At 36.6% G+C, this 20,461-nt stretch carries 14 protein-coding genes, 1 pseudogene and 1 riboswitch; of the genes and pseudogenes, 13 read left to right on the top strand and 2 right to left on the bottom strand.

Annotated features, from left to right (window positions below):
• Positions 1-111 precede the first annotated feature (111 nt).
• Entirely contained in the window at positions 112-1,587 is a 1,476-nt protein-coding gene (locus ACXY7N_RS03630) for a hypothetical protein (RefSeq protein ID WP_488592284.1), read from the bottom strand.
• Positions 1,588-1,762: 175 nt separating this feature from the next.
• Here ACXY7N_RS03630 and panE point away from each other — a divergent pair, with 175 nt between their 5' ends.
• Complete coding sequence (panE, locus tag ACXY7N_RS03625) at positions 1,763-2,707, top strand: 2-dehydropantoate 2-reductase (RefSeq protein ID WP_016088381.1); 945 nt, start codon at positions 1,763-1,765, stop codon at positions 2,705-2,707.
• A gap of 55 nt (positions 2,708-2,762) precedes the next feature.
• Here the strand turns inward: panE and ACXY7N_RS03620 are convergent, their stop codons facing one another.
• The gene (locus ACXY7N_RS03620; RefSeq protein WP_000031869.1) at positions 2,763-2,891 is read right to left on the bottom strand and encodes a hypothetical protein; all 129 of its coding nucleotides are present in this window, start codon (positions 2,889-2,891) and stop codon (positions 2,763-2,765) included.
• Positions 2,892-3,031: 140 nt separating this feature from the next.
• Positions 3,032-3,178, top strand: a riboswitch (cyclic di-AMP (ydaO/yuaA leader).
• A 144-nt stretch (positions 3,179-3,322) separates the two neighbouring features.
• Between ACXY7N_RS03620 and ACXY7N_RS03615 the strand changes: the two genes are divergently transcribed.
• The 12 genes and pseudogenes from ACXY7N_RS03615 (at position 3,323) to ACXY7N_RS03560 (ending at position 20,328) form a co-directional block, all read left to right on the top strand.
• On the top strand, positions 3,323-5,149 hold the full coding sequence (locus ACXY7N_RS03615) for an APC family permease (RefSeq protein ID WP_016088380.1): 1,827 nt from the start codon (positions 3,323-3,325) through the stop codon (positions 5,147-5,149).
• Between the two features lie 593 nt (positions 5,150-5,742).
• Positions 5,743-6,903 (top strand): non-hemolytic enterotoxin NHE subunit A, encoded by a 1,161-nt coding sequence (gene nheA / locus ACXY7N_RS03610; RefSeq protein ID WP_016134157.1) that lies wholly within the window; start codon positions 5,743-5,745, stop codon positions 6,901-6,903.
• Positions 6,904-6,934: 31 nt separating this feature from the next.
• Positions 6,935-8,143 carry a non-hemolytic enterotoxin NHE subunit B gene (nheB, locus tag ACXY7N_RS03605; protein ID WP_016088378.1) on the top strand — a complete coding sequence of 403 codons (1,209 nt, stop codon included), beginning with the start codon at positions 6,935-6,937 and terminating at the stop codon, positions 8,141-8,143.
• A gap of 107 nt (positions 8,144-8,250) precedes the next feature.
• Positions 8,251-9,330 (top strand): non-hemolytic enterotoxin NHE subunit C, encoded by a 1,080-nt coding sequence (nheC, locus tag ACXY7N_RS03600; protein ID WP_016134158.1) that lies wholly within the window; start codon positions 8,251-8,253, stop codon positions 9,328-9,330.
• Between the two features lie 215 nt (positions 9,331-9,545).
• Positions 9,546-9,896, top strand: a pseudogene (locus ACXY7N_RS03595) (WXG100 family type VII secretion target); the annotation flags it as partial.
• A 22-nt stretch (positions 9,897-9,918) separates the two neighbouring features.
• The gene (locus tag ACXY7N_RS03590; protein ID WP_016088376.1) at positions 9,919-10,125 is read left to right on the top strand and encodes a bacteriocin immunity protein; all 207 of its coding nucleotides are present in this window, start codon (positions 9,919-9,921) and stop codon (positions 10,123-10,125) included.
• A gap of 426 nt (positions 10,126-10,551) precedes the next feature.
• Entirely contained in the window at positions 10,552-13,980 is a 3,429-nt protein-coding gene (locus tag ACXY7N_RS03585; protein ID WP_016134160.1) for a DUF4132 domain-containing protein, read from the top strand.
• Positions 13,981-13,995: 15 nt separating this feature from the next.
• Positions 13,996-15,102 (top strand): ATP-binding protein, encoded by a 1,107-nt coding sequence (locus tag ACXY7N_RS03580; protein ID WP_016134161.1) that lies wholly within the window; start codon positions 13,996-13,998, stop codon positions 15,100-15,102.
• Positions 15,063-17,369 carry a DUF5682 family protein gene (locus ACXY7N_RS03575; RefSeq protein WP_016134162.1) on the top strand — a complete coding sequence of 769 codons (2,307 nt, stop codon included), beginning with the start codon at positions 15,063-15,065 and terminating at the stop codon, positions 17,367-17,369. The genes ACXY7N_RS03580 and ACXY7N_RS03575 overlap by 40 nt, the downstream gene beginning before the upstream one ends.
• Positions 17,359-18,465, top strand: a complete 1,107-nt coding sequence (locus ACXY7N_RS03570) for a VWA domain-containing protein (protein ID WP_016088372.1) — start codon at positions 17,359-17,361, stop codon at positions 18,463-18,465. Before ACXY7N_RS03575 ends, ACXY7N_RS03570 begins: the two co-directional genes overlap by 11 nt.
• Positions 18,441-20,078 carry an SWIM zinc finger family protein gene (locus ACXY7N_RS03565; RefSeq protein ID WP_488592283.1) on the top strand — a complete coding sequence of 546 codons (1,638 nt, stop codon included), beginning with the start codon at positions 18,441-18,443 and terminating at the stop codon, positions 20,076-20,078. Before ACXY7N_RS03570 ends, ACXY7N_RS03565 begins: the two co-directional genes overlap by 25 nt.
• Positions 20,050-20,328: a hypothetical protein gene (locus ACXY7N_RS03560; protein WP_016088370.1), complete on the top strand. Its 279-nt coding sequence runs from the start codon at positions 20,050-20,052 to the stop codon at positions 20,326-20,328. The genes ACXY7N_RS03565 and ACXY7N_RS03560 overlap by 29 nt, the downstream gene beginning before the upstream one ends.
• The last annotated feature ends 133 nt before the right edge of the window (positions 20,329-20,461 follow it).

Here is a 20,461-nt window from a genome sequence, read left to right as displayed (position 1 = left end):
GGAGTACCCTTTTGATATTATCCGGTTCTGTCTTTTGTCGTTTTTTTGTCGGTAAGTCGATATATTCGAAAAATCACCGATAAAAATTTCAGTAAATGAAAATAATCTTTTTTAATGTTTATTATCTTTCTCTTTCACAGCAGAAAGTACAGTTTGTTTTACCCATGATTTTCTTCGTTTATGTTGTAGACTCCATTGGTATAAACTTTGTGCGCCTAAAATAAGTGAAATGACTATGCCGCTTATTGCTATTAAAAGTGCGAAAAATTCAAGTGGCGATGATATTTTGTTTGAATCGGTGTTTCTTAAAAGGTCAATCATAGTAAACCCTAACATTTGGCCTACTACAGAGTAGAGCGTTAAAATTAATAGTAAAAGGCTATCTTTTTTAGAAGCGACATTTTCTTGATATTTAAACAAACTATCAAGATTTTGTTTTGCATTCAAATATAGTACCTCAATGTTAAATAACTTTCTTAAGCGGAAGAAAATATCTTCACTCTGTGATTGGGATACTAACTCTAAAGAGAAGTAATTCGCTGTAAATGAATTAATTGAATAAATTAATTTCTCTATTTCATTTGTATCTTGTTCAATATTTAACTCGGCATAAGCGTTTGCCATTTTTAATAAAACAACTTTATGAAATAGATTTAATAACAAAGCGTAATAAAACTCCCCGTACATTTGACTAGCAAGTTTAGCGAATTCGTGTTCACCTTCGTTTGTTATACATGTGAAAATATGTTCTTCCATAATAAAGTAGCGATTAGGAGCCCATCTTTGATAAGAATGTTTTGTTAAATAATCTTGAATATAAGGAACATTATTTGCGCTAATATAGGGCTTACCATCGTCTGTTAATCCGGAAAGACTGGAAGCTCGGTATACATCAACTACATGAAGGTCAGACTCTTTGTTTATGGATAATAAAGTTTGTACATACATTCGTTGATCTTCAAAGAATGGGAATGTTTGAAAGTAAGAGCTCCGCAATCTCTTTTTCTCAAAGAAGTCTGTTAAGCCATGAAATAAATCGCCGAATATAAGCTTCTCTACTTGTGAATATTGTTTTCCATTACATTCAATACAAATAGTCTCGTTTGTATCATTTTTAGTTTCAAGTACACGGAAGCGGGCGGCGAATTCGATTGCTTCTGATAATGTCATGTTTGGATCGGTTTCTACTTCTGTCCGAATTGTTAAGAAGCCAAGTTCATAAGGACAGAGTGTTACGTCAATAGAGTGTATCTTGAAGGGGATGGAAATAAGATTTGTTGTTAAGTGTCCAGTTAAGTTAAGGTCTTTAGAATAGCGTTGTAATCCTTTTTGATGCTCTGAGTGAGGAAATAGAATTTTATTTGTAAATGAAAGATAGTATGCTTCCATATTTTGATGTGAAACTTGAAATTTTCCGTAGTATGTATTTTCATTTTCAAGATGATCGAGTCGAAAAGGGCGAAAATCATTTTTCTGTAAGAAAGGGAACATATTTTGTTCATATCCAGTTTTAAAAGAAAACGGGAATATAAATTGAAATATAGCTGTTGCTACATCTTTTTCCTCGATTGTTTGTATTGCCTCCATTTACATTGTTTCCTTTCCATATATGCTATAAAAACAACATGCCCAAATTCATTTGAAAATAACCACTGTTTTATAATCGATTAAGAATGAAAATTCAGCTTATTTAGTAGGGGACATGTATAATGTTATGTATACTAAAAGTTATAAAACTGTATTTTGAAAAGGGGGATGTTGTATGCGTATTTTAGTATTAGGGGCTGGTGGCGTCGGAGGTTTTTTTGGAGGTCGATTAGTAGAAAAGGGAGAAGATGTTACGTTCCTTGTTCGTAGTAAACGGAAAAAACAATTGGAGGAAAGAGGACTTGTAATCCGAAGTGTTAACGGGGATTTTTCCTTCCAACCGAAATTAATAACGAAAGAAGATCGAACTGCTCCATTTGATGTCATTTTATTTTCAACAAAAGCGTATCACTTAAACGAGGCAATTCAAGATTTGAAGCCCTATGTTAGCGAAAAAACTGTCATCATTCCATTGTTAAATGGTATCGCTCATTTATCACAATTACAAAAGGAATTTGGCGTGGAAAAAGTAATTGGCGGTTTATGCTTTATCGAGACGACGTTAAACGATCAAGGAGAAATTGTACAAACGAGTGCTGCCAACAGACTTCTGTTTGGAGAAATCAAGCTTCAAGGTTCAGAGAGAATAAAGCATATTTCTAAAGCATTTGCAGGTACGAAATCTAGTTTTGTTTTAAGTGAAAATATTACGCAAGATATGTGGCATAAATATTTATTTATTACTGTAATGTCGGGTGTGACGACATTAATGCGTGCACCAATAGGACCGATTCGTGAAAGTGAAGGTGGACACGAATTTATCCGAAACTTATTTGAAGAATGTGTGCAAATCATGAGGTCTATGAAAGCTCCAGTTAAGGATGGTATTGCCCAGGAACATATGAAAACAATTGATAAAATTTCGTATGATATGAAGTCATCAATGCAGCGTGATATGGAAAAAGGTTCGTCCATTGAAGGGAAGCACTTACAAGGATACTTACTAGATGTAGCAGAACAATTTTCTATAGAAGCACCATTATTAGGGGCAGTATATCAAAATTTGAAAGTGTATGAAGAAATGACCTTTAACAGGTCAGAAATAGAATTGGATGTATGAAAAAATAAAAAAGAAAGCAATATATAAGTGTATTGCTTTCTTTTTTTATGACAAATTATTTATTTCTTTTCGTTCTATCTGTCAAATTTATTTCCTGTTCACGTTTACCGTATAATTGATTAATTTCATTTGCTAACGCATCTAAATAGGAATCGGAAAAAATAGGCTTCTTTTCTTTAGACATATGGGTCTCCTTTATCGATTTTTTAGTATTCATTATGTATATTTACCGGCGGATTATGCGCAATCATTTTAAATTTTTTCTTTTTCAAAATTTTTGTTTACATTTTGAAAATAAAGGAGTATTATAATCCACAGTTTCAATTTTCTAAATCGCTGAAACCGCATGGTACGGGGGACCCGTTCTTATGGATTAATACTTAATCCAATGGGGTGAATCCTTGAAAAAGGTAGGGCTACTCATAGGCCCGAATCCGACAGCTAACCTCGTAAGCGTTATATTGAGAAGGAAGGTGGAGCTTGTGCGACAAAAAATATAATGTCTACAAGTCTATTTCGCTATGGCTTGTAGACATTTTTTGTTTTCTGAAGAAATAGTTTGCTGGCTGTAACAAGCAGCATCGTTCGTACAAAATTATTGGAGAGTGGACAGTATTGGTTTCATCTATTAAAAGATTTTTAATTGGAAGACCGTTAAAATCAACTGAGTTAGGAGAGCAGAAGCTTAATAAAACGAAGGCGTTAGCCATTTTATCTTCTGACGCATTGTCATCGGTTGCATATGGACCAGAGCAAATTTTAATTGCTTTAGCAGGTCTTGGAGCGATTGCTTATTGGTATTCAATTCCGATCGCTATCGGGGTATTAGTATTATTGACAGCCCTTATTTTATCTTATCGTCAAATTATTTTTGCTTATCCGCATGGCGGGGGCGCGTATGTTGTATCAAAAGAAAATTTAGGGATGAATCCAGGGTTAATAGCTGGAGGATCTTTATTAGTCGATTATATTTTAACTGTTGCAGTAAGTGTGTCTGCAGGTACAGATGCGCTCACATCAGCTTTTCCTAGTTTACATGCACATAATGTAATCATTGCGATTATATTTGTTATATTTATTACTATTTTAAATTTAAGAGGGGTAACGGAATCAGCTTCCGTTTTAGCATATCCGGTTTATTTATTCGTTCTAGCACTATTTATATTAATTGGGGTAGGGATATACAATATTTTAACTGGTCACGTTTCACCGACTTTACACACGCCGATTGGAACGCCGGTTGCGGGAATTAGTTTGTTCTTACTGCTACGAGCATTTGCATCGGGTAGTTCGGCTTTAACAGGTGTTGAGGCAATCTCTAACGCAATTCCAAACTTTAAGGATCCTGCACCTAACAATGCAGCGAAAACATTGCTTGCAATGGGTGCATTACTTGCCGTTTTATTTTCAGGAATTGTCTTTTTAGCTTATTATTACGGAATTAATCCAAGTAAGGAAGTAACAGTTGTTTCACAAATTGCTGAACAAACTTTTGGACGTAATTTCATGTACTATTTCATACAAGGTACAACTGCTTTAATATTAATTCTTGCTGCTAATACAGGTTATTCTGCATTTCCACTATTAGCAGTTAACCTTGCAAAAGACAAATTTATACCGAGAATGTTTACGATTAGAGGAGACCGCCTAGGTTACTCAAACGGTATTATTATACTTGGGATAGCTTCGATTATTTTAATTGTAGCTTTCCAAGGGCAAACAGAACATTTAATCCCGTTATATGCAGTAGGTGTATTTATTCCATTTACACTTTCTCAAACGGGTATGGTATTAAAATGGCTTCGTGAAAAACCTGAAGGATGGGCTTTGAGATTAACGGTTAATTTAATTGGTGCAATTATTAGTTTTATCGTAATGAGCATGTTCTTTTTAACTAAATTTGCACAAGTTTGGTCAATCCTTATTTTCTTACCTGCCATCATCTTCTTGTTCCATAGAGTTAAGAAGCATTACGATGCAGTGGGCGATCAATTAAGTTTAAAAACTTGTGAACCACTTGTTCCAATTGAGGGAAATGTAATTGTCGTTCCTGTAGCAGGTATGACTCATGTAGTGGAAAATTCATTGAACTATGCGAAGGCTCTTTCTGCAGATCAAGTTATCGCTGTATATGTTGCTTTTGACAGAGAAGAGGAAAAGAAATTTGAAGAGAAATGGAAGAAGTGGCAACCTGAAGTAAGACTTGTTACCTTACATTCTCACTATAGAAGTATTATTCAACCGCTAACAAAGTTTATTGATACAGTGCAATATAAAGCGAGTGAATCAAATTACCGAGTTACTGTCGTTATACCACAGTTCATTCCGAAAAAAGGTTGGCATAACATTCTTCATAATCAGTCTAGTTTACTCATTCGTGCGTATTTACTCTATAAAAGAAATGTTGTTATTACAACAGTTCCATATCATTTGAAAAAGTAAGAAGATTTTTTAAGGATAGCTTTACGAAAGTGAAGCTATCCTTTTTGTGTATACGCTATGCATAATTGCATATGAACCTAAAAGATATACTGATATAATTTTTAAATCTATAAGTAAGTAGGAGTTTTTGTTGTGATATATGGATATTTCAATTGAAAAAGTGAAGCGGATTATATTTTGAAATAAGGACGGGAAAGCTTGAAAATAAAGGGAATGAAAATACTTCTTTACGATAGATAAATAGCTGTGTTTAAATGACCTTACAGTACAAAACTTACATGAAAACAAAACGGAATTTCATATTTGCTTACGTTATTTAGTTTAAAATGAATAATATTTTTATGTAATATATTCACTGTGTGAATGTGGAAATGGATATGAAATAGAAATTTTATACAATGTTATTCATACTAATCACATATGAAATGTTTTAGAACAATAAGTGAGTACTGTAGCAATAAAAGTTGGAAGAGATGGTTCGTACATGAATCACGGTAAGAACGTTCTCTATTTTAACCATCTCAAATTACGTGCAAGAAAATAGAATAATAAAATGCGATAGTAATAGTTGCTAATACATAGGAGGAGTTAAAGTGAAAAAGACTTTAATTACAGGGTTATTGGTTACAGCAGTATCTACGAGTTGTTTTATTCCTGTAAGCGCTTACGCTAAGGAGGGGCAAACAGAAGTGAAAACAGTATATGCACAAAATGTAATTGCTCCAAATACATTATCCAATTCAATTAGAATGTTAGGATCACAGTCACCACTTATACAAGCATATGGACTAGTTATTTTACAACAGCCAGATATTAAGGTGAATGCGATGAGTAGTTTGACGAATCATCAAAAGTTTGCAAAGGCAAATGTACGAGAGTGGATTGATGAATATAATCCGAAGCTAATCGACTTAAATCAAGAGATGATGAGATATAGTACTAGATTTAATAGTTATTATAGTAAGCTCTATGAACTAGCAGGAAACATAAATGAAGATGAAAAGGCAAAAGCAGATTTTACAAGTGCATATGGAAAATTACAATTGCAAGTACAAAGCATCCAAGAGAGTATGGAGCAAGATTTATTAGAGTTAAATCGATTTAAAACGGTATTAGACAAAGATAGTAGCAACTTATCAATTAAAGCTGATGAAGCAATAAAAACACTGCAAGGATCAAGTGGAGATATTGTGAAATTAAGAGAAGATATTAAAAGAATTCAAGGGGAAATTCAAGCTGAATTAACGACTATTTTGAATAGGCCTCAAGAAATTATTAAAGGTTCTATTAATATTGGTAAACAAGTATTTACAATTACGAATCAAACTGCGCAGACGAAAACAATTGATTTCGTTTCTATCGGTACTTTAAGTAATGAAATTGTAAATGCTGCAGATAGTCAAACGAGAGAAGCAGCTCTTCGCATTCAGCAAAAGCAAAAAGAGCTACTACCACTTATTCAAAAGTTATCACAAACTGAAGCAGAGGCGACACAAATTACATTCGTTGAAGATCAAGTAAGTAGCTTTACAGAATTAATTGATCGTCAAATCTCAACTTTAGAAACGTTATTAACGGATTGGAAAGTTCTAAACAATAATATGATCCAAATTCAAAAGAGTGTTGAAGAAGGCACGTATACAGATAGTAGTTTACTTCAAAAACATTTCAATCAAATTAAAAAAGTAAGTGATGAAATGAATAAACAAACGAATCAATTTGAAGATTACGTTACAAACGTTGAAGTACATTAAAAATAAGTAACGATATAGGGAGAGAAGAAAAATGACAAAAAAACCTTATAAAGTAATGGCTCTATCAGCACTTATGGCAGTATTTGCAGCAGGGAACATTATGCCGGCTCATACGTATGCAGCTGAAAGTACAGTGAAACAAGCTCCAGTTCATGCTGTAGCAAAAGCTTATAATGACTATGAAGAATACTCATTAGGACCAGAAGGCCTAAAAGATGCAATGGAAAGAACAGGTTCAAACGCCTTAGTAATGGATCTGTACGCTTTAACAATTATTAAACAAGGGAATGTTAACTTTGGTAATGTATCGTCTGTTGATGCAGCTTTAAAAGGGAAAGTGATTCAGCACCAAGATACAGCTAGAGGAAATGCGAAGCAATGGTTAGATGTATTGAAACCACAGCTTATTTCAACGAATCAAAATATCATTAACTACAATACGAAATTCCAAAACTATTATGATACTTTAGTTGCTGCGGTAGATGCAAAAGATAAAGCAACTCTTACGAAAGGTTTAACTAGATTATCAAGTAGTATTAATGAAAATAAAGCACAAGTAGACCAATTAGTAGAAGATTTGAAGAAATTCCGAAATAAAATGACTTCGGATACGCAAAACTTCAAGGGTGATGCAAATCAAATCACATCTATTTTAGCTAGTCAAGATGCAGGGATTCCGCTATTGCAAAATCAAATTACAACGTACAATGAAGCAATTAGCAAATATAATGCAATTATTATCGGTTCATCTGTTGCGACAGCTTTAGGGCCAATTGCAATTATCGGTGGTGCAGTAGTTATCGCTACGGGAGCAGGAACACCGCTAGGAATCGCATTAATTGCAGGAGGCACAGCGGCTGTAGGCGGTGGTACAGCTGGTATCGTATTAGCGAAGAAAGAACTAGATAATGCACAGGCAGAAATTCAAAAAATAACAGGACAAGTTACAACTGCTCAATTAGAAGTAGCGGGATTAACGAACATTAAAACACAAACTGAGTATTTAACAAATACAATTGATACTGCAATTACAGCGTTGCAAAACATTTCAAATCAATGGTACACAATGGGATCAAAATACAATTCTCTACTTCAAAATGTAGATTCAATTAGTCCAAACGACCTTGTTTTCATTAAAGAAGATTTAAACATTGCGAAAGATAGCTGGAAAAACATTAAAGACTATGCAGAAAAGATTTATGCTGAAGATATTAAAGTAGTAGATACGAAAAAAGCATAATCGTATACGAATCGTTAGAGCGTTAAGTATTGATGAATGATTTGAAGCTCCTGTTCAGTTGTGAGCAGGAGCTTTTTATATCCTTATAAAGAAAATAGGTGAAAAGTATGCAAAAACGATTTTATAAAAAATGTCTATTAACGTTAATGATTGCTGGAGTGGCAACAAGTAACGCATTTCCTTTACATCCTTTGGCTGCAGAACAAAACGTAAAAACATTGCAAGAAAATGCGAAAAATTATTCTCTAGGGCCAGCTGGATTCCAAGATGTTATGGCCCAAACGACATCGAGCATATTCGCAATGGATTCATATGCAAAATTAATTCAAAATCAGCAAGAAACTGATTTAAGTAAAATAAGTTCCATTAATAGTGAGTTTAAAGGAAATATGATTCAGCACCAAAGAGATGCAAAAACTAATGCAACGTATTGGTTAAATTATATGAAGCCTCAAATTATGAAAACAGATCAAAATATTATTAATTACAATAATACTTTTCAAGCGTATTATAATAGCATGCTAATAGCGATCGATCAAAAGGATAGCGGAAAATTAAAAGCGGATTTAGAAAAGTTGTATGCAGATATTGTAAAGAATCAAAATGAGGTAGATGTATTACTAAGTAATTTGAAAGCTTTTCGCGATAGAATGGCGAAAGACACAAATAGTTTTAAAGAAGATACAAATCAATTAACAGCGATATTGGCAAGTACGAATGCTGGCATTCCAGCTCTAGAGCAACAAATAAATACATATAACGATTCAATAAAAAAGAGTAATGATATGGTCATTGCTGGTGGTGTACTTTGCGTAGCGTTAATAACATGTCTTGCTGGCGGACCGATGATTGCCATTGCGAAAAAAGATATCGCAAATGCAGAAAGAGAAATAGCCAATTTAAAAGATAGAATTTCTGGCGCACAAGCAGAAGTTGCAATTTTGACTGATGTGAAAAATAAAACAACAAATATGACTGAGACAATTGATGCAGCAATTACAGCACTGCAAAATATATCAAATCAATGGTATACGGTAGGGGCAAAATACAATAATTTACTACAAAACGTAAAAGGAATCAGTCCTGAAGAATTTACCTTCATAAAAGAAGATTTAAATACAGCAAAAGATAGCTGGAAAGACGTAAAAGATTATACAGAAAAATTACATGAAGGCGTGGCGAAGTAAACAGTGGACTAGTTCCGCTGTTTATTTTTTATTGCGTTTTTTGTGAGAGCTGAGCTTGTAATTATATATAAGTTTGTCATGTGTTTTATCAATGTAGCTTTGCGGTAATATTTCTGCATGAATAAAAAAACGCCTATGTTCAAGGAGGATATTTTTTACCCAAACCCCCGAAACAGGAGAATTAGCTTAATTCATTAGAATGTTATACATCATAGAAGTTAATGTATAATGATGGTGATATTGGTATTATTCTGCAAGAAGTTAGAGACAAATTAGTCGGAAAAGAATTTAAATCATTTGATGATTTTAGAGAGGAATTTTGGAAAACACTTGCTGATTCAAGTTATGCTGGAGAATTTAGTCCTATGGATATAAAACTTATGTAAAAAGGTAAGGCTCCTTACTCACCAAGAACGGAACATTATGGTAACTATAATAAATATATATTGCATCATAAACAGTCTATTGATAAAGGTGGAGATGTCTATAATCTAATGATTGTATCTCCTAAAATGCATCAAAATGTTTTAGATCCCGCATACTATTTCGGGAACAAAGGGTTATAAATTAAATGAAAGGATGAAAAATTTGATATGTAAATTGACGAAAACAGAACTGCTTGAGCTTGTAAAAAAAATTTATGATCTTGATTTACCTGAGGATGAACACAGTAACTATGTTCATCAATTTAATAACTCTGGTGTACCTCACCCTGCTCCAAGTGATTTGATTTTTTGGAATGATGAAGAATTGACTCCCGAAGAAGTAGTAGAAATAACATGGAATTACAAATAAAAACAAAAGTGGGATAAAACAGCTCCTTTATGAGCCTGTATTATAACCAGAAAATCTATTTAAGATAGCTTTGCATATCCCCGGGGTACAGTTCAAGACGCTATAATTGGCGTCTTTTTTATTCATTAAATTACGTTTGAATCCAGTGCTCGAATTTTTTGCCAAAATCCTAAGTCTAATACATATCATAAAAACATTCAGTCCTTACTTTGTTTATCTCTAAACCAAATTTTCAATGATTGTTTTAAATAAATATGAAGTTTTAAAAAGAAACGTACGTTCTTATTTAGGTTGATATGATATACTAATAATGTAAATATATTCCGTATTTCTGTATCTGAAATTTCAGACATACGAGAGAGTGGTTATTATCATATATAAATGATATAACGATGAATTTATAAAAGAACTAGGGAGGCAGAGAAGATGGCAGTCAGTACATATCAGTTGTTTCAACATCTTAATATAACAGGGGAACAAGAAGAATTAGCGTTACGTTACTTGCAGACGAGAGATGAAGAAGTTTTAAAACATATAGAACAAACGACGATTCGTGACAATAAGCGTAGTGATTTTGCTTGGCAGTTTATGAGTGATTTTAGGAAAGCGTATAAGCAAGACGCAGGTTTTTTTCGGTTATTTTATTACTTGCTTGAAGATCAACTGTTGAATGTTCTTCTCGTGCGCTTTTCATATATGAGTTTTCCAGATATAAAAGTTTATTTTGAAAAAAGCGGTCTTTCATTTGATATTCTTGTAGAATTGGCGTGTAAGTATTTAACGAATCTTTCCCGTTCTGTAAATGAAGCGGATGTTTTTCTTAGAGAATTAATAAGGGAGAATCCAAAGTACATAGAAGAGCAGTTACAAGTTATAACAGGTCGACCAAAGATGGTTTTGCTTCTGCATATGCTAGATGCAGATTATGAGAGATTTCTTACGTACAGTTCTTTATTGGAGGAAGAACTGCAAGAGCATGCGGAGTTTATATTGAAGCTGGACGGGGCACAAGAAAAGATAGAATTGGCGAAAAGATACGTTCAAGGTGAATCTGTTAGTGAAGTTTCTGTTGGCTCATCTTTACCTGATGTGACCTGGCAGCTAGTATTTCGTGTTTATCAGCATTCAAATGTGGCAAGACGATATATTGACTTGTTAGCGAAACGTTCTGTTAAAAACTTTATGGATTATGCAACGAATCATGTGTGTCGTGTTCTTGATCAGTTTGGAAATCATGTAAGAACAAGGGATTTTGATAAACAAGCTTATGCAACTATTCGAAACTTGTGCGAACAATTCAGTGTTTCAGAGGAAAGATTTTTCGCATATCGTCTTACACGACGTCATTTAGGTGTCGTTAACTCCGACAAAGTATATGAATATCAATTATTGCTTCGGATGGTGGAAGAGCAGCCAGAATTTGTTCAGCGTACGCTGCAATATTTAAGTCAAATTCATTATCTTTTCGTGGCGATGCTTTTGGCGGAAAAAGGATACGAATTCAATCGAAACAGAGTACGTGAAGAATTTTTAGCGATTGCCCTTGAGTCGGAATCATCTGACATACGTGATACATATCGTGACTATTTAGTTGGGGAATTATCATTTGAAGATATGAAGCAAGTGCTCGAGAGTTCGAAGCAGCAAAATAATTACCGGGGAATGTCTGTTTTAGCAATTGCACTCCTTTGGGATATAGAGGAAGCAGTAAAGAGGGAAGCAGCGCTCAAACTTCAATTTGGAAATGACTATAATTATAAATTATATGAACTTCTGCACCGGTGTTCTCATAAGGAAGGTTCGCTGGAACAAATGTTGGAAGATCTTCTATCCTACGGTTTATCGAAGGAGAAACTTGTTTATTATTCAGTTAAACAAGCTGCTCGGCACAGTGAGGAGGAAAATAAGGCGAAAGAAGCACTCGTTCGTTTATTTGTAAAAGAACAGGCATATGTGACAGAGACATTTACTGAGTATTCTGCAGATGAACGAATTTTCATTTTGGATGAGTTGGCAAAGAATGATACAGTTAAAACGCGTGCTATTCTTATTCAAAGTCTTGGAGATTCCTCTAAAAAAGTACGTGCTGCCGCAGTCGAGTTTCTTACAAAAGATGTGGAAGCTGCAGAGGATGTAGCGAAGGAATTGAATAGTAGAAAGAAAGTCGTACGCGAAAATGTAATGCAAACACTTTTATACTTTAAATCTGAAAAATATACACAACTTGTGCAAGAAGCTTTGCAAGAAAAGAAAAATGCTTCCTTGATGGAGAAGTTTGCTCCGCTGCTTGGCGATGAAGACCTAGAAGGAGTATCAGGAAGTATCGAAGCTTTTTGTACACGTATTTTAACACCACAAAAAAGAAACGCACTCGTGCAGTGGCTCGGATTTGAACCGCAAATTCGTCTTCGTGATTCCGATGTAATTGCAGATGCAACGCTTCCGCTTGCTTATTTTCAGCAGTATGTATCGGAGGCTGTAATTGAGAAAAAGGAAGCGGTGGAAGTGATAGGTGCAGCTTTAAATGAACAAGATTTGAAAGAAAATATACAAGCGATCTATCAGTTGTGGATTTCTCAAGGAGCGGAGGCGAAAAAGCGCGGTATTCTTTCGATGTATAGCATTCATAGTGATGATGAAATGGCGCTGCTGCTCAAAAAGCAGATTGATGAGTGGGCTGTTGGCATGCGCGGAGCTATCGCTGCAGCAGCTGTTCAGGCGTTGGCGTTGTCTTCGTCACATCTTGCACTTATGACGATTAATACTATAGCATTCAAATATAAACATAAACAGGTGCGTAATGCTGCGAAAGAAGCGTTGAGTCTCGCTGCTAAAACACGGGGTATAACAGAAGAAGAACTAGAGGATCAGCTTGTTCCGGACCTTGGCTTTAATAAACGCGGTGAAAAGACAATTGATTACGGAAGTAGGATGTTTACTGCCTATTTAACGCCCAACCTGAAAATCGAGTTAAAAACAGAAGAAGGAAAACGAATAAAGTCGCTTCCGAAACCAAATGCAAAAGATCATGTGGAAAAAGCAGAAGAGGCTAAGGTGGAGTTATCATCTATAAAGAAACAGCTTCGAAGTATCATTAGTATGCAAACGCAACGTCTTGAAATGGCACTTTCTCTTAATCGTTATTGGTCGCAACATACATGGAAGTCTTTGTTTGTGGAAAATCCAATTATGCAGCAATTTGCTATCTCACTTATTTGGGGCGAGTATAAGGAAGGAAAGTTGCTTGTGACGTTTCGTTATATGGAAGACGGTACATTCAATACGGTTGACGAAGAAGAGCATGAACTTACGCCAGACACTGTTATCGGTCTGATCCATCCGCTAGAATTGTCCAAAGAGGAAAGGGAATTATGGAAGGAACAACTAGAAGATTATGAGGTTATCCAACCATTCCCGCAGATTGTTCGCGAAGTATTTCTGGCGGCGGAAGATGAGAAAGTAACTGTGGAAAGGTTTGGGGGCATTCAAATCAATGGTCGGTCGCTGTTTGGTAAGTTAACGAAGTACGGTTGGAATCGCGGATCAGTTGAAGATGCTGGTGTGTATTATTCTTTCTATAAAGAAGACGCTCGCACAGGGTTAGGGGCGGAGCTTGCATTTGAAGGCGCACCTGTTGGATATGAAGAAGAGGACGATGTATGCTTATTTGAAATTCAATTTTATAAAGCAGGCACAGTGAGCCGTGGTTCATACTCCTATGACGAAGTTGATGATGCAAGACGCATTGTGCCAAATCAAGTACCTAAACGATTTTTTAGCGAAATTTTATATGATATAAAACGGACGACAGAATCGAATCTTGGCCATGATGAAAACTGGCGCAGTAAGCGATAAGAAAGGAAATGACATATGCAGTCTATTAAACCATTAATGGAAGAATTGTATGAAATAGAATTGAATGCGTTAGAAGCGAATGATTCGTTTCCAAAACCACCTAATTGGCGATTGTCACCGCGTGCTGTTCGTACATTTATTATCGGACAAGAAGAACCGCTTCTTTTGGAAGGAGAAGAAGTGGAAATTAGCCGTAAGTTTTATGGGAATGATGCGCTTGTGGAACGAGCGATTGTTACATTAGCAGGGAATCGTGGACTTATGTTAATTGGAGAGCCTGGGACTGCAAAGACGATGCTGAGTGAGCTACTTACTGCCGCAATATGCAGAAATAGCCGTAACACTGTGCAAGGAACCGCCGCTACGATGGAAGATACAATTAAGTATTCGTGGAACTATGCACTTCTTCTTGCGAAAGGACCTGTAAGGGAGGCGCTTGTGCCAGGGCCTCTCTTCGTTGGGATGGAAAAAGGGATATTAACTAGATTTGAAGAGTTAACGCGTTGTCCACAGGAAGTGCAAGATTCATTGATCAGTGTTCTGAGCGATAAGGTGCTCAATATTCCGGAATTTGGAGAACAAGGAATTCTTACAGCAAAGCCTGGCTTCAATATTATTGCGACGGCTAACACACGCGATCGGGGTGTGAATGAGATGAGTAGTGCATTGAAACGTCGTTTTAATTTTGAAACGGTACATCCAATTCAAGATGTAAAACTTGAAGCAAAAATAATAGAGTCACAAGTAACGCGGTTATTAAGGGCATCAGGCATCAAACCAAAAGTGGATCAAACGGTTGTTCAGCTGTTAGCGACTGTTTTTCATGAACTTCGGGAAGGGGTAACTGCTGAAGGAAAACGAATTGATCAGCCATCTTCTGTTATGAGTACTGCAGAAGCGGTATCTGTATATTATCAAAGTGCAATGGATGCGTACTATTATGGAAGTGGAGAAGTGAAAATGGATGCGCTTGTCCGATATTTGTCAGGGACGATTGCGAAAGAAAACAAGGATGATTTAGAAAAGTTGCGCAGTTATTTTACAAGCATCGTTAAGGCGCGAGGTCAAATAGGAGGAGAGGTATGGAAGTCGTTTTTCGAAGCTCGCAATCAGCTGAAGTAAATGCATTGTTTCAAAGAGCTTACAATTTAGATCGGAACGTCGTATACGTGCCAATTCGCCATCATAGTCCCGCGTGCTCTTTTCATATACAAAAGATTGTTAAATGCTATAAACCAGATGCAATTCTTATAGAAGGCCCGATAGACTGTAACACACTTATTCCGCATATTGTGAGTGCAGATAGTAAAGCTCCGATTTGTATATATTGCAGTTATGATGATAAAACGAATGTGCTTGAAAGAGGAGAAAGTGGAAAGTACCGTGCGTACTATCCCTTTCTCGATTATTCGCCAGAACTTGTCGCGCTACGAAAAGGCGCTGCACAGAACATTCCTGTTTCATTTATTGATCTTCCTTATAAAGAATATTTGTTTTTAACGAAAAATAAGGAAGAGAATGGGAAACATGATGAGCAATATTTCTGGCATAGCCAATATGTCCGTATGCTTTCAGAAAAAACCGGGTGCCGAAATTTCCATGAGTTTTGGGAGAAATACTTTGAGTTGCAAGGCTTTCATATGACGAGCGAGGAGTTTGTCCGTCAGTTATTTCATTATTGTTATTATACACGCGCGGACTATACGCAGGGGATGTTGACAGAAGACGGTTGTGAAGCCAGGGAGATACATATGGCAAGAGAAATTGAAAAAGCGCGTAAAGTGTATGACAAGGTGCTCGTTATTACTGGAGGCTTTCATGTGAAAGGGCTTCTTGAATTGGAAGGGAAAAAGAAAAAATTGCCGAAAAGCCCGTTTCCTAAATTGTATGCTAAAAACTATCTTATGCCGTATTCCTTTTTGGAAAGTGATCAGATGCGTGGCTATGAGAGCGGAATGCCTGCACCTGCTTTTTACCAACATATTTGGGAGAACAGCGATGAATCGGTAGCTGAGCAATTTATGATACGAATTGCTAGACAGCTAAAGGTAGAAGGAATATCAATGGCAGATGAGATTGAGGCTGCACGAATGATACGTGAACTTGCACTGCTTCGTGGAAAGATGCAACCCGGATTGTATGAATTAATGGACGCAGTGCGCAGTACATTTGTGAAAGGTGAGATATTCTCGGCCAATAAGCCTTTAGCATTGCTTCAGAAGAGTTTGCAAGGGACAAAGCGTGGGGAATTGTCAAAAGAAGCAGATGTGCCGCCTCTCGTGCATGATTTTCGTGCTTCTGTTCGGTCGTTTCGTCTACCGGCCCGTTCAACTGTACCGCAGGAGACGATTCTTGACATATACAAGAAAGAAAGGCACTTGGGCTTAAGTCAATTTTTTCATTGCCTCGCTTTTTTAGGAGTTCCATTTTGTGAGAAGCTACGCGGTCCTAACTTAGCTAGAAAACAGAATATTAATCTTATGCGTGAAACTTGGAAATATCGTTTTTCAGCACAAGTAGAAAGTGCTCTGATTGATATATCTGTGTATGGCGGAACGGTGAAAGAAGCGGCGCAGGAAATGCTAAGAGCAAAGCTGCACAAGGCAAAGGGACGGGCTGGAGAGGTGTCCCTTTTATTGCTAGAAGCCTATTTAAGTGGTTTGTTTTCTGACTTTTCCATGTACACCCAATTTATAGATGAAGCTGTGCAAAAGGATGGAGATTTTGCTTCTATGGCAAATTGTGCTTATTATTTATCACAAATAGAAAAAGCAAATCAGCAGGCGGATTACGCTAGGAATAAAGCACTTTCGTTATTTTCTGTTCTAGATGGGGGCGAACCAGCAATTATTGCAGAAAAGCTTATCGATTTGTATACAATGAAGCCTACAGATCAGCAATTTATTGACGCATTGGAGCTTTATTTGCAAAAGGAAAAAAGAGAAAGCCAAGTAGAGGGAGCAGTATTTGGGCTGTTAACTTCTTTAGGAAAGCGGGAAATTGATGAGGTAATGCAAGTGGCAGAAGGGTATTTTTATGGAAGCGGTGATATGCAAAAGCAAGCTCCGATATTTTTGAAGGGTTTGTTTGCTGGCGCCAAAGATATCTTTTTATATAACGAATCGTTGCTTAGCGGAATGTCTCATGTTCTAGAAGAACTTGATGAAGAGATATTTCTACAAGTGTTGCCACATTTACGCCTCTTATTCAGTCAATTCACGCCGCTTGAAGTGGATACGATTGCTAGACAGATTTCCAAGTTATATGGCGCTACAGAAGAAGCGATAAAAGAAGAACCAATTTCCGAAGAGATGCTGATGTATGTAATGCAGTTAGATCGGAAAGCGAAGGGGATTTTAATAAGACGGGGGCTAGAAGATGGAGAATAACATTTCTTTAAATCGCTGGCGTCTTGTTCTTGGGAAACATGCGGATGATCAAATTACATTTCAGGAAGAAGAACCTGTATACAGAGAAATGGACGAGATGCTGGACTTTTTGTACGAGAGAGAACGCGGAGAAGAGCGCGGTGGATCCTTAGATCCCTCTCAGCTAACAGTGCCGACTTGGATTTCGAAAGTGCGGGAGTTATTTCCGAAAGAAACCATTGAAATTATGGAAAATCATGCGTTAGAGAAATATGAATTAACAGCTCTATTACAGGATAAGCAAACGCTTGAAAAAATGGAACCGAATATGAATTTATTAAAATGCATTTTACAATTTAAAGATTATGTAAAACCGGATGTATTAGACACAGCTAAACGCATTGTAGCGAAAGTCACTGAGGAGTTGCGTCGTAATTTAGAGCAAGAAGTGAAGCATGCATTAAGCGGTAGACCGGATCGAAATCGTTCTAGCCGCGTGCGCACGATGCGCAACTTTGATTTTAAGAAAACGATTCGAAAGAACTTAAAGCATTTTGACAAGGAAACAAACGCCATTCATATTGAAAAACCGTACTTTTACGCTGCCACTAAACATGTTAGCACATGGCGTGTAATCCTCGCAGTAGACGAGAGTGGAAGTATGATTGATTCTGTTATCCATAGCGCAGTTATGGCAGGTATTTTCGCAAGCTTACCGACGATTAAGACAGATTTGTTCATCTTTGATACAGCTGTTGTTGATTTAACGGATCGTATTGATGATCCGGTGGAAACGCTTATGAGTGTACAGCTTGGTGGAGGAACATATATTGCTCAGGCGCTGCGCTACGCAACGAATAAAATTGAGATGCCTCATAAAACAATTGTCGTGCTTGTAACGGATTTATATGAAGGTGGCAGTTACGCTGAAATGTACCGAGAAGCGATGAAGATTGTAGAATCAGGAGCAAAACTGATTGTGCTTACTTCTCTTGATCCGACTGCACAGCCTTTTTATGATAAACAGGCAGCAAAAAAAATGACAGCACTCGGTGCTCATGTAGCAGCATTAACACCAGGGAGGTTGGCGCAATGGATCGCAACAATCATTTCTTAAATGTTCTTTCGGCTATTGATGAAACATATTTAATCGCCATGTCCAACAAAGGAACATATAAGAGAGCAATGAAGGATTTGGCTGCTGCAACAAATATCAAAATAGATTTAGAAGAGGATGCAGCGCAAGTGCATCTTGATGATGAAACTACTGTAACGTTTACGGGAGATATACGCAGTTACTCCTGCACTTGTGAAGCGCGCTCGATTTGTAAGCATGTCATTATGGCTTTATTAGAAGCAAAGAAGATGTACGAAGGTAAAGAAAACATAAAAGTTGATTTCTCTGCCCTTTTGAATGTGAACGTTAGCAATATTGTCTCCGAAAAAATGTGGGCTGAAATGATGTTCCGCGAAACATTTCAGCAAAAGTTTGTTTTGGAAGAGGAGGGTGCTTTAATTGCCTCCTTTCCAGAAGAGGATATAACGGTTCGCTTTCTGACAGCTGAATCGATAGCTGATGCGATTTGTACATGTAAAGCAGAGGGAATATGCCGGCATAAGGCGGAAGCAATATATTGGTATCAAAAAGAGAGAGGAATTTCACATGAAACGAAACAGGTGCAATTTCTTATTATTGAGTCGGATAAGCTATCTATTTTCAAAGAGATGATTGAGCAAATTGTTCACTTTGGATTAACACGTCTTACAGAAAAAACAATCTATGAAATAGAACAACTTTCTGTAAAAGCGCGTTCTTTGAAACTAGCAAAGTTAGAAAATTTATTTCGTAAGCTAGGGACTGATATTAGGCTATACCGAATGAAACATGCATCTTTTCAAATGGCATCCTATCGGCAAACGCTGTCCGCGATTTATGAATACATTGTGTTGTTAGAAAATCACCGTCTGCAAGAGAGTCCGTATCGTTCGGAATATTATGAAGTTCCACCGCTAACTTTGCATGCCTTTGGCGCATTCGGCTGGAAAACGAAGTCCGGTTATGTTGGTGTGACATATTATTTCTATAATCGAGAACAGGAAAAGTGGATCACATACACACAGTCACGTCCCATGTTTTATGAAGGGAGCAACACAACTTCTGAAGACCTCCATGAAAAGCAAGTTCCATGGGGGATTGCAGGGAAGGGATACGAACTGTCTCGTTCATCTCTAGGGTTGAAATATGCAAAGCTTAACGCCGATTTCCAATTGTCATCTAGCTCACAGACAGTAGGGGAAGTAGACGGAAAAACAAATGTAACAGAGTGGCAATCGCTCTTTATAACCTCATTGGAAGAACTACTAAAAAAAGTAAAAGCGAACAGGTTAGAGGCAAGTAAACAAGGAGTCTTTTGTATCGAATTTGCTGAGATGGAAGAATGGGAGTTTCAGAAGCAAGAGCGAAAATGGATTATACCTCTTATTGATAAAAAGGGGGAAGTATTACAAATGCAAATGATGAAACAACCAGACAATGAGCGGACGATTCGACTTGTAAAAATATATTTGGACTCATTACATGTAAAGAGAATGTTAGTTCATCCTTATCAGGAAGGAACAAAGCTCGTAGTTACACCTGTTATTTTATATACAGAAGTAGGAGAAATTATAAATATTACACTTAATGAAGGGGAAACATTTTATGATAGAGTTAGTGCGCATAATCGATGAATTGGAACAAGCTCTAGATGAGATGCTTGTCTCAGGAGCAGGGACGGTACCTCCTTCTTTTTTTCAAGATATAAAACGAAAATGCGAAAAGTATGGTCTTTCTTATGCAGCCGCGCAACTACTTGTCATAGAGGAAGAACGAAACACGGCACGCTTTCTTCATAAAGAAGAAAAAGGGAAATTGACGGAAGCGTTTTGCAAGCTGCAGGAATATATTCAAGTTGTAAAGGCTGAAATGCTACATTTATAAAGATGTGATTGAATAGGAATTTAATTTATCGCGTATTAACGGGCAATAAAATTCCTACCTCAAGATTTAGAGAAGCGCAAGGAAGATAGGAACTGTCCGTAAAAGCTCGAATGCTTCAACTAATAATGAGTGG

Source organism: Bacillus sp. 5w2 (genome assembly GCF_054353775.1).
Note: the sequence above shows the minus strand (reverse complement) of the source record. Positions and strands in the feature narration are given on the sequence as shown.

Coding starts and splice junctions, on each gene's coding strand:
- ACXY7N_RS03630 (WP_488592284.1), bottom strand. CDS start 1,587: ATGGAGGCAATACAAACAATCGAGGAAAAAGATGTAGCAACAGCTATA.
- panE (WP_016088381.1), top strand. CDS start 1,763: ATGCGTATTTTAGTATTAGGGGCTGGTGGCGTCGGAGGTTTTTTTGGA.
- ACXY7N_RS03620 (WP_000031869.1), bottom strand. CDS start 2,891: ATGTCTAAAGAAAAGAAGCCTATTTTTTCCGATTCCTATTTAGATGCG.
- nheB (WP_016088378.1), top strand. CDS start 6,935: ATGACAAAAAAACCTTATAAAGTAATGGCTCTATCAGCACTTATGGCA.
- nheC (WP_016134158.1), top strand. CDS start 8,251: ATGCAAAAACGATTTTATAAAAAATGTCTATTAACGTTAATGATTGCT.
- ACXY7N_RS03585 (WP_016134160.1), top strand. CDS start 10,552: ATGGCAGTCAGTACATATCAGTTGTTTCAACATCTTAATATAACAGGG.
- ACXY7N_RS03580 (WP_016134161.1), top strand. CDS start 13,996: ATGCAGTCTATTAAACCATTAATGGAAGAATTGTATGAAATAGAATTG.
- ACXY7N_RS03575 (WP_016134162.1), top strand. CDS start 15,063: ATGGAAGTCGTTTTTCGAAGCTCGCAATCAGCTGAAGTAAATGCATTG.
- ACXY7N_RS03570 (WP_016088372.1), top strand. CDS start 17,359: ATGGAGAATAACATTTCTTTAAATCGCTGGCGTCTTGTTCTTGGGAAA.
- ACXY7N_RS03565 (WP_488592283.1), top strand. CDS start 18,441: ATGGATCGCAACAATCATTTCTTAAATGTTCTTTCGGCTATTGATGAA.
- ACXY7N_RS03560 (WP_016088370.1), top strand. CDS start 20,050: ATGATAGAGTTAGTGCGCATAATCGATGAATTGGAACAAGCTCTAGAT.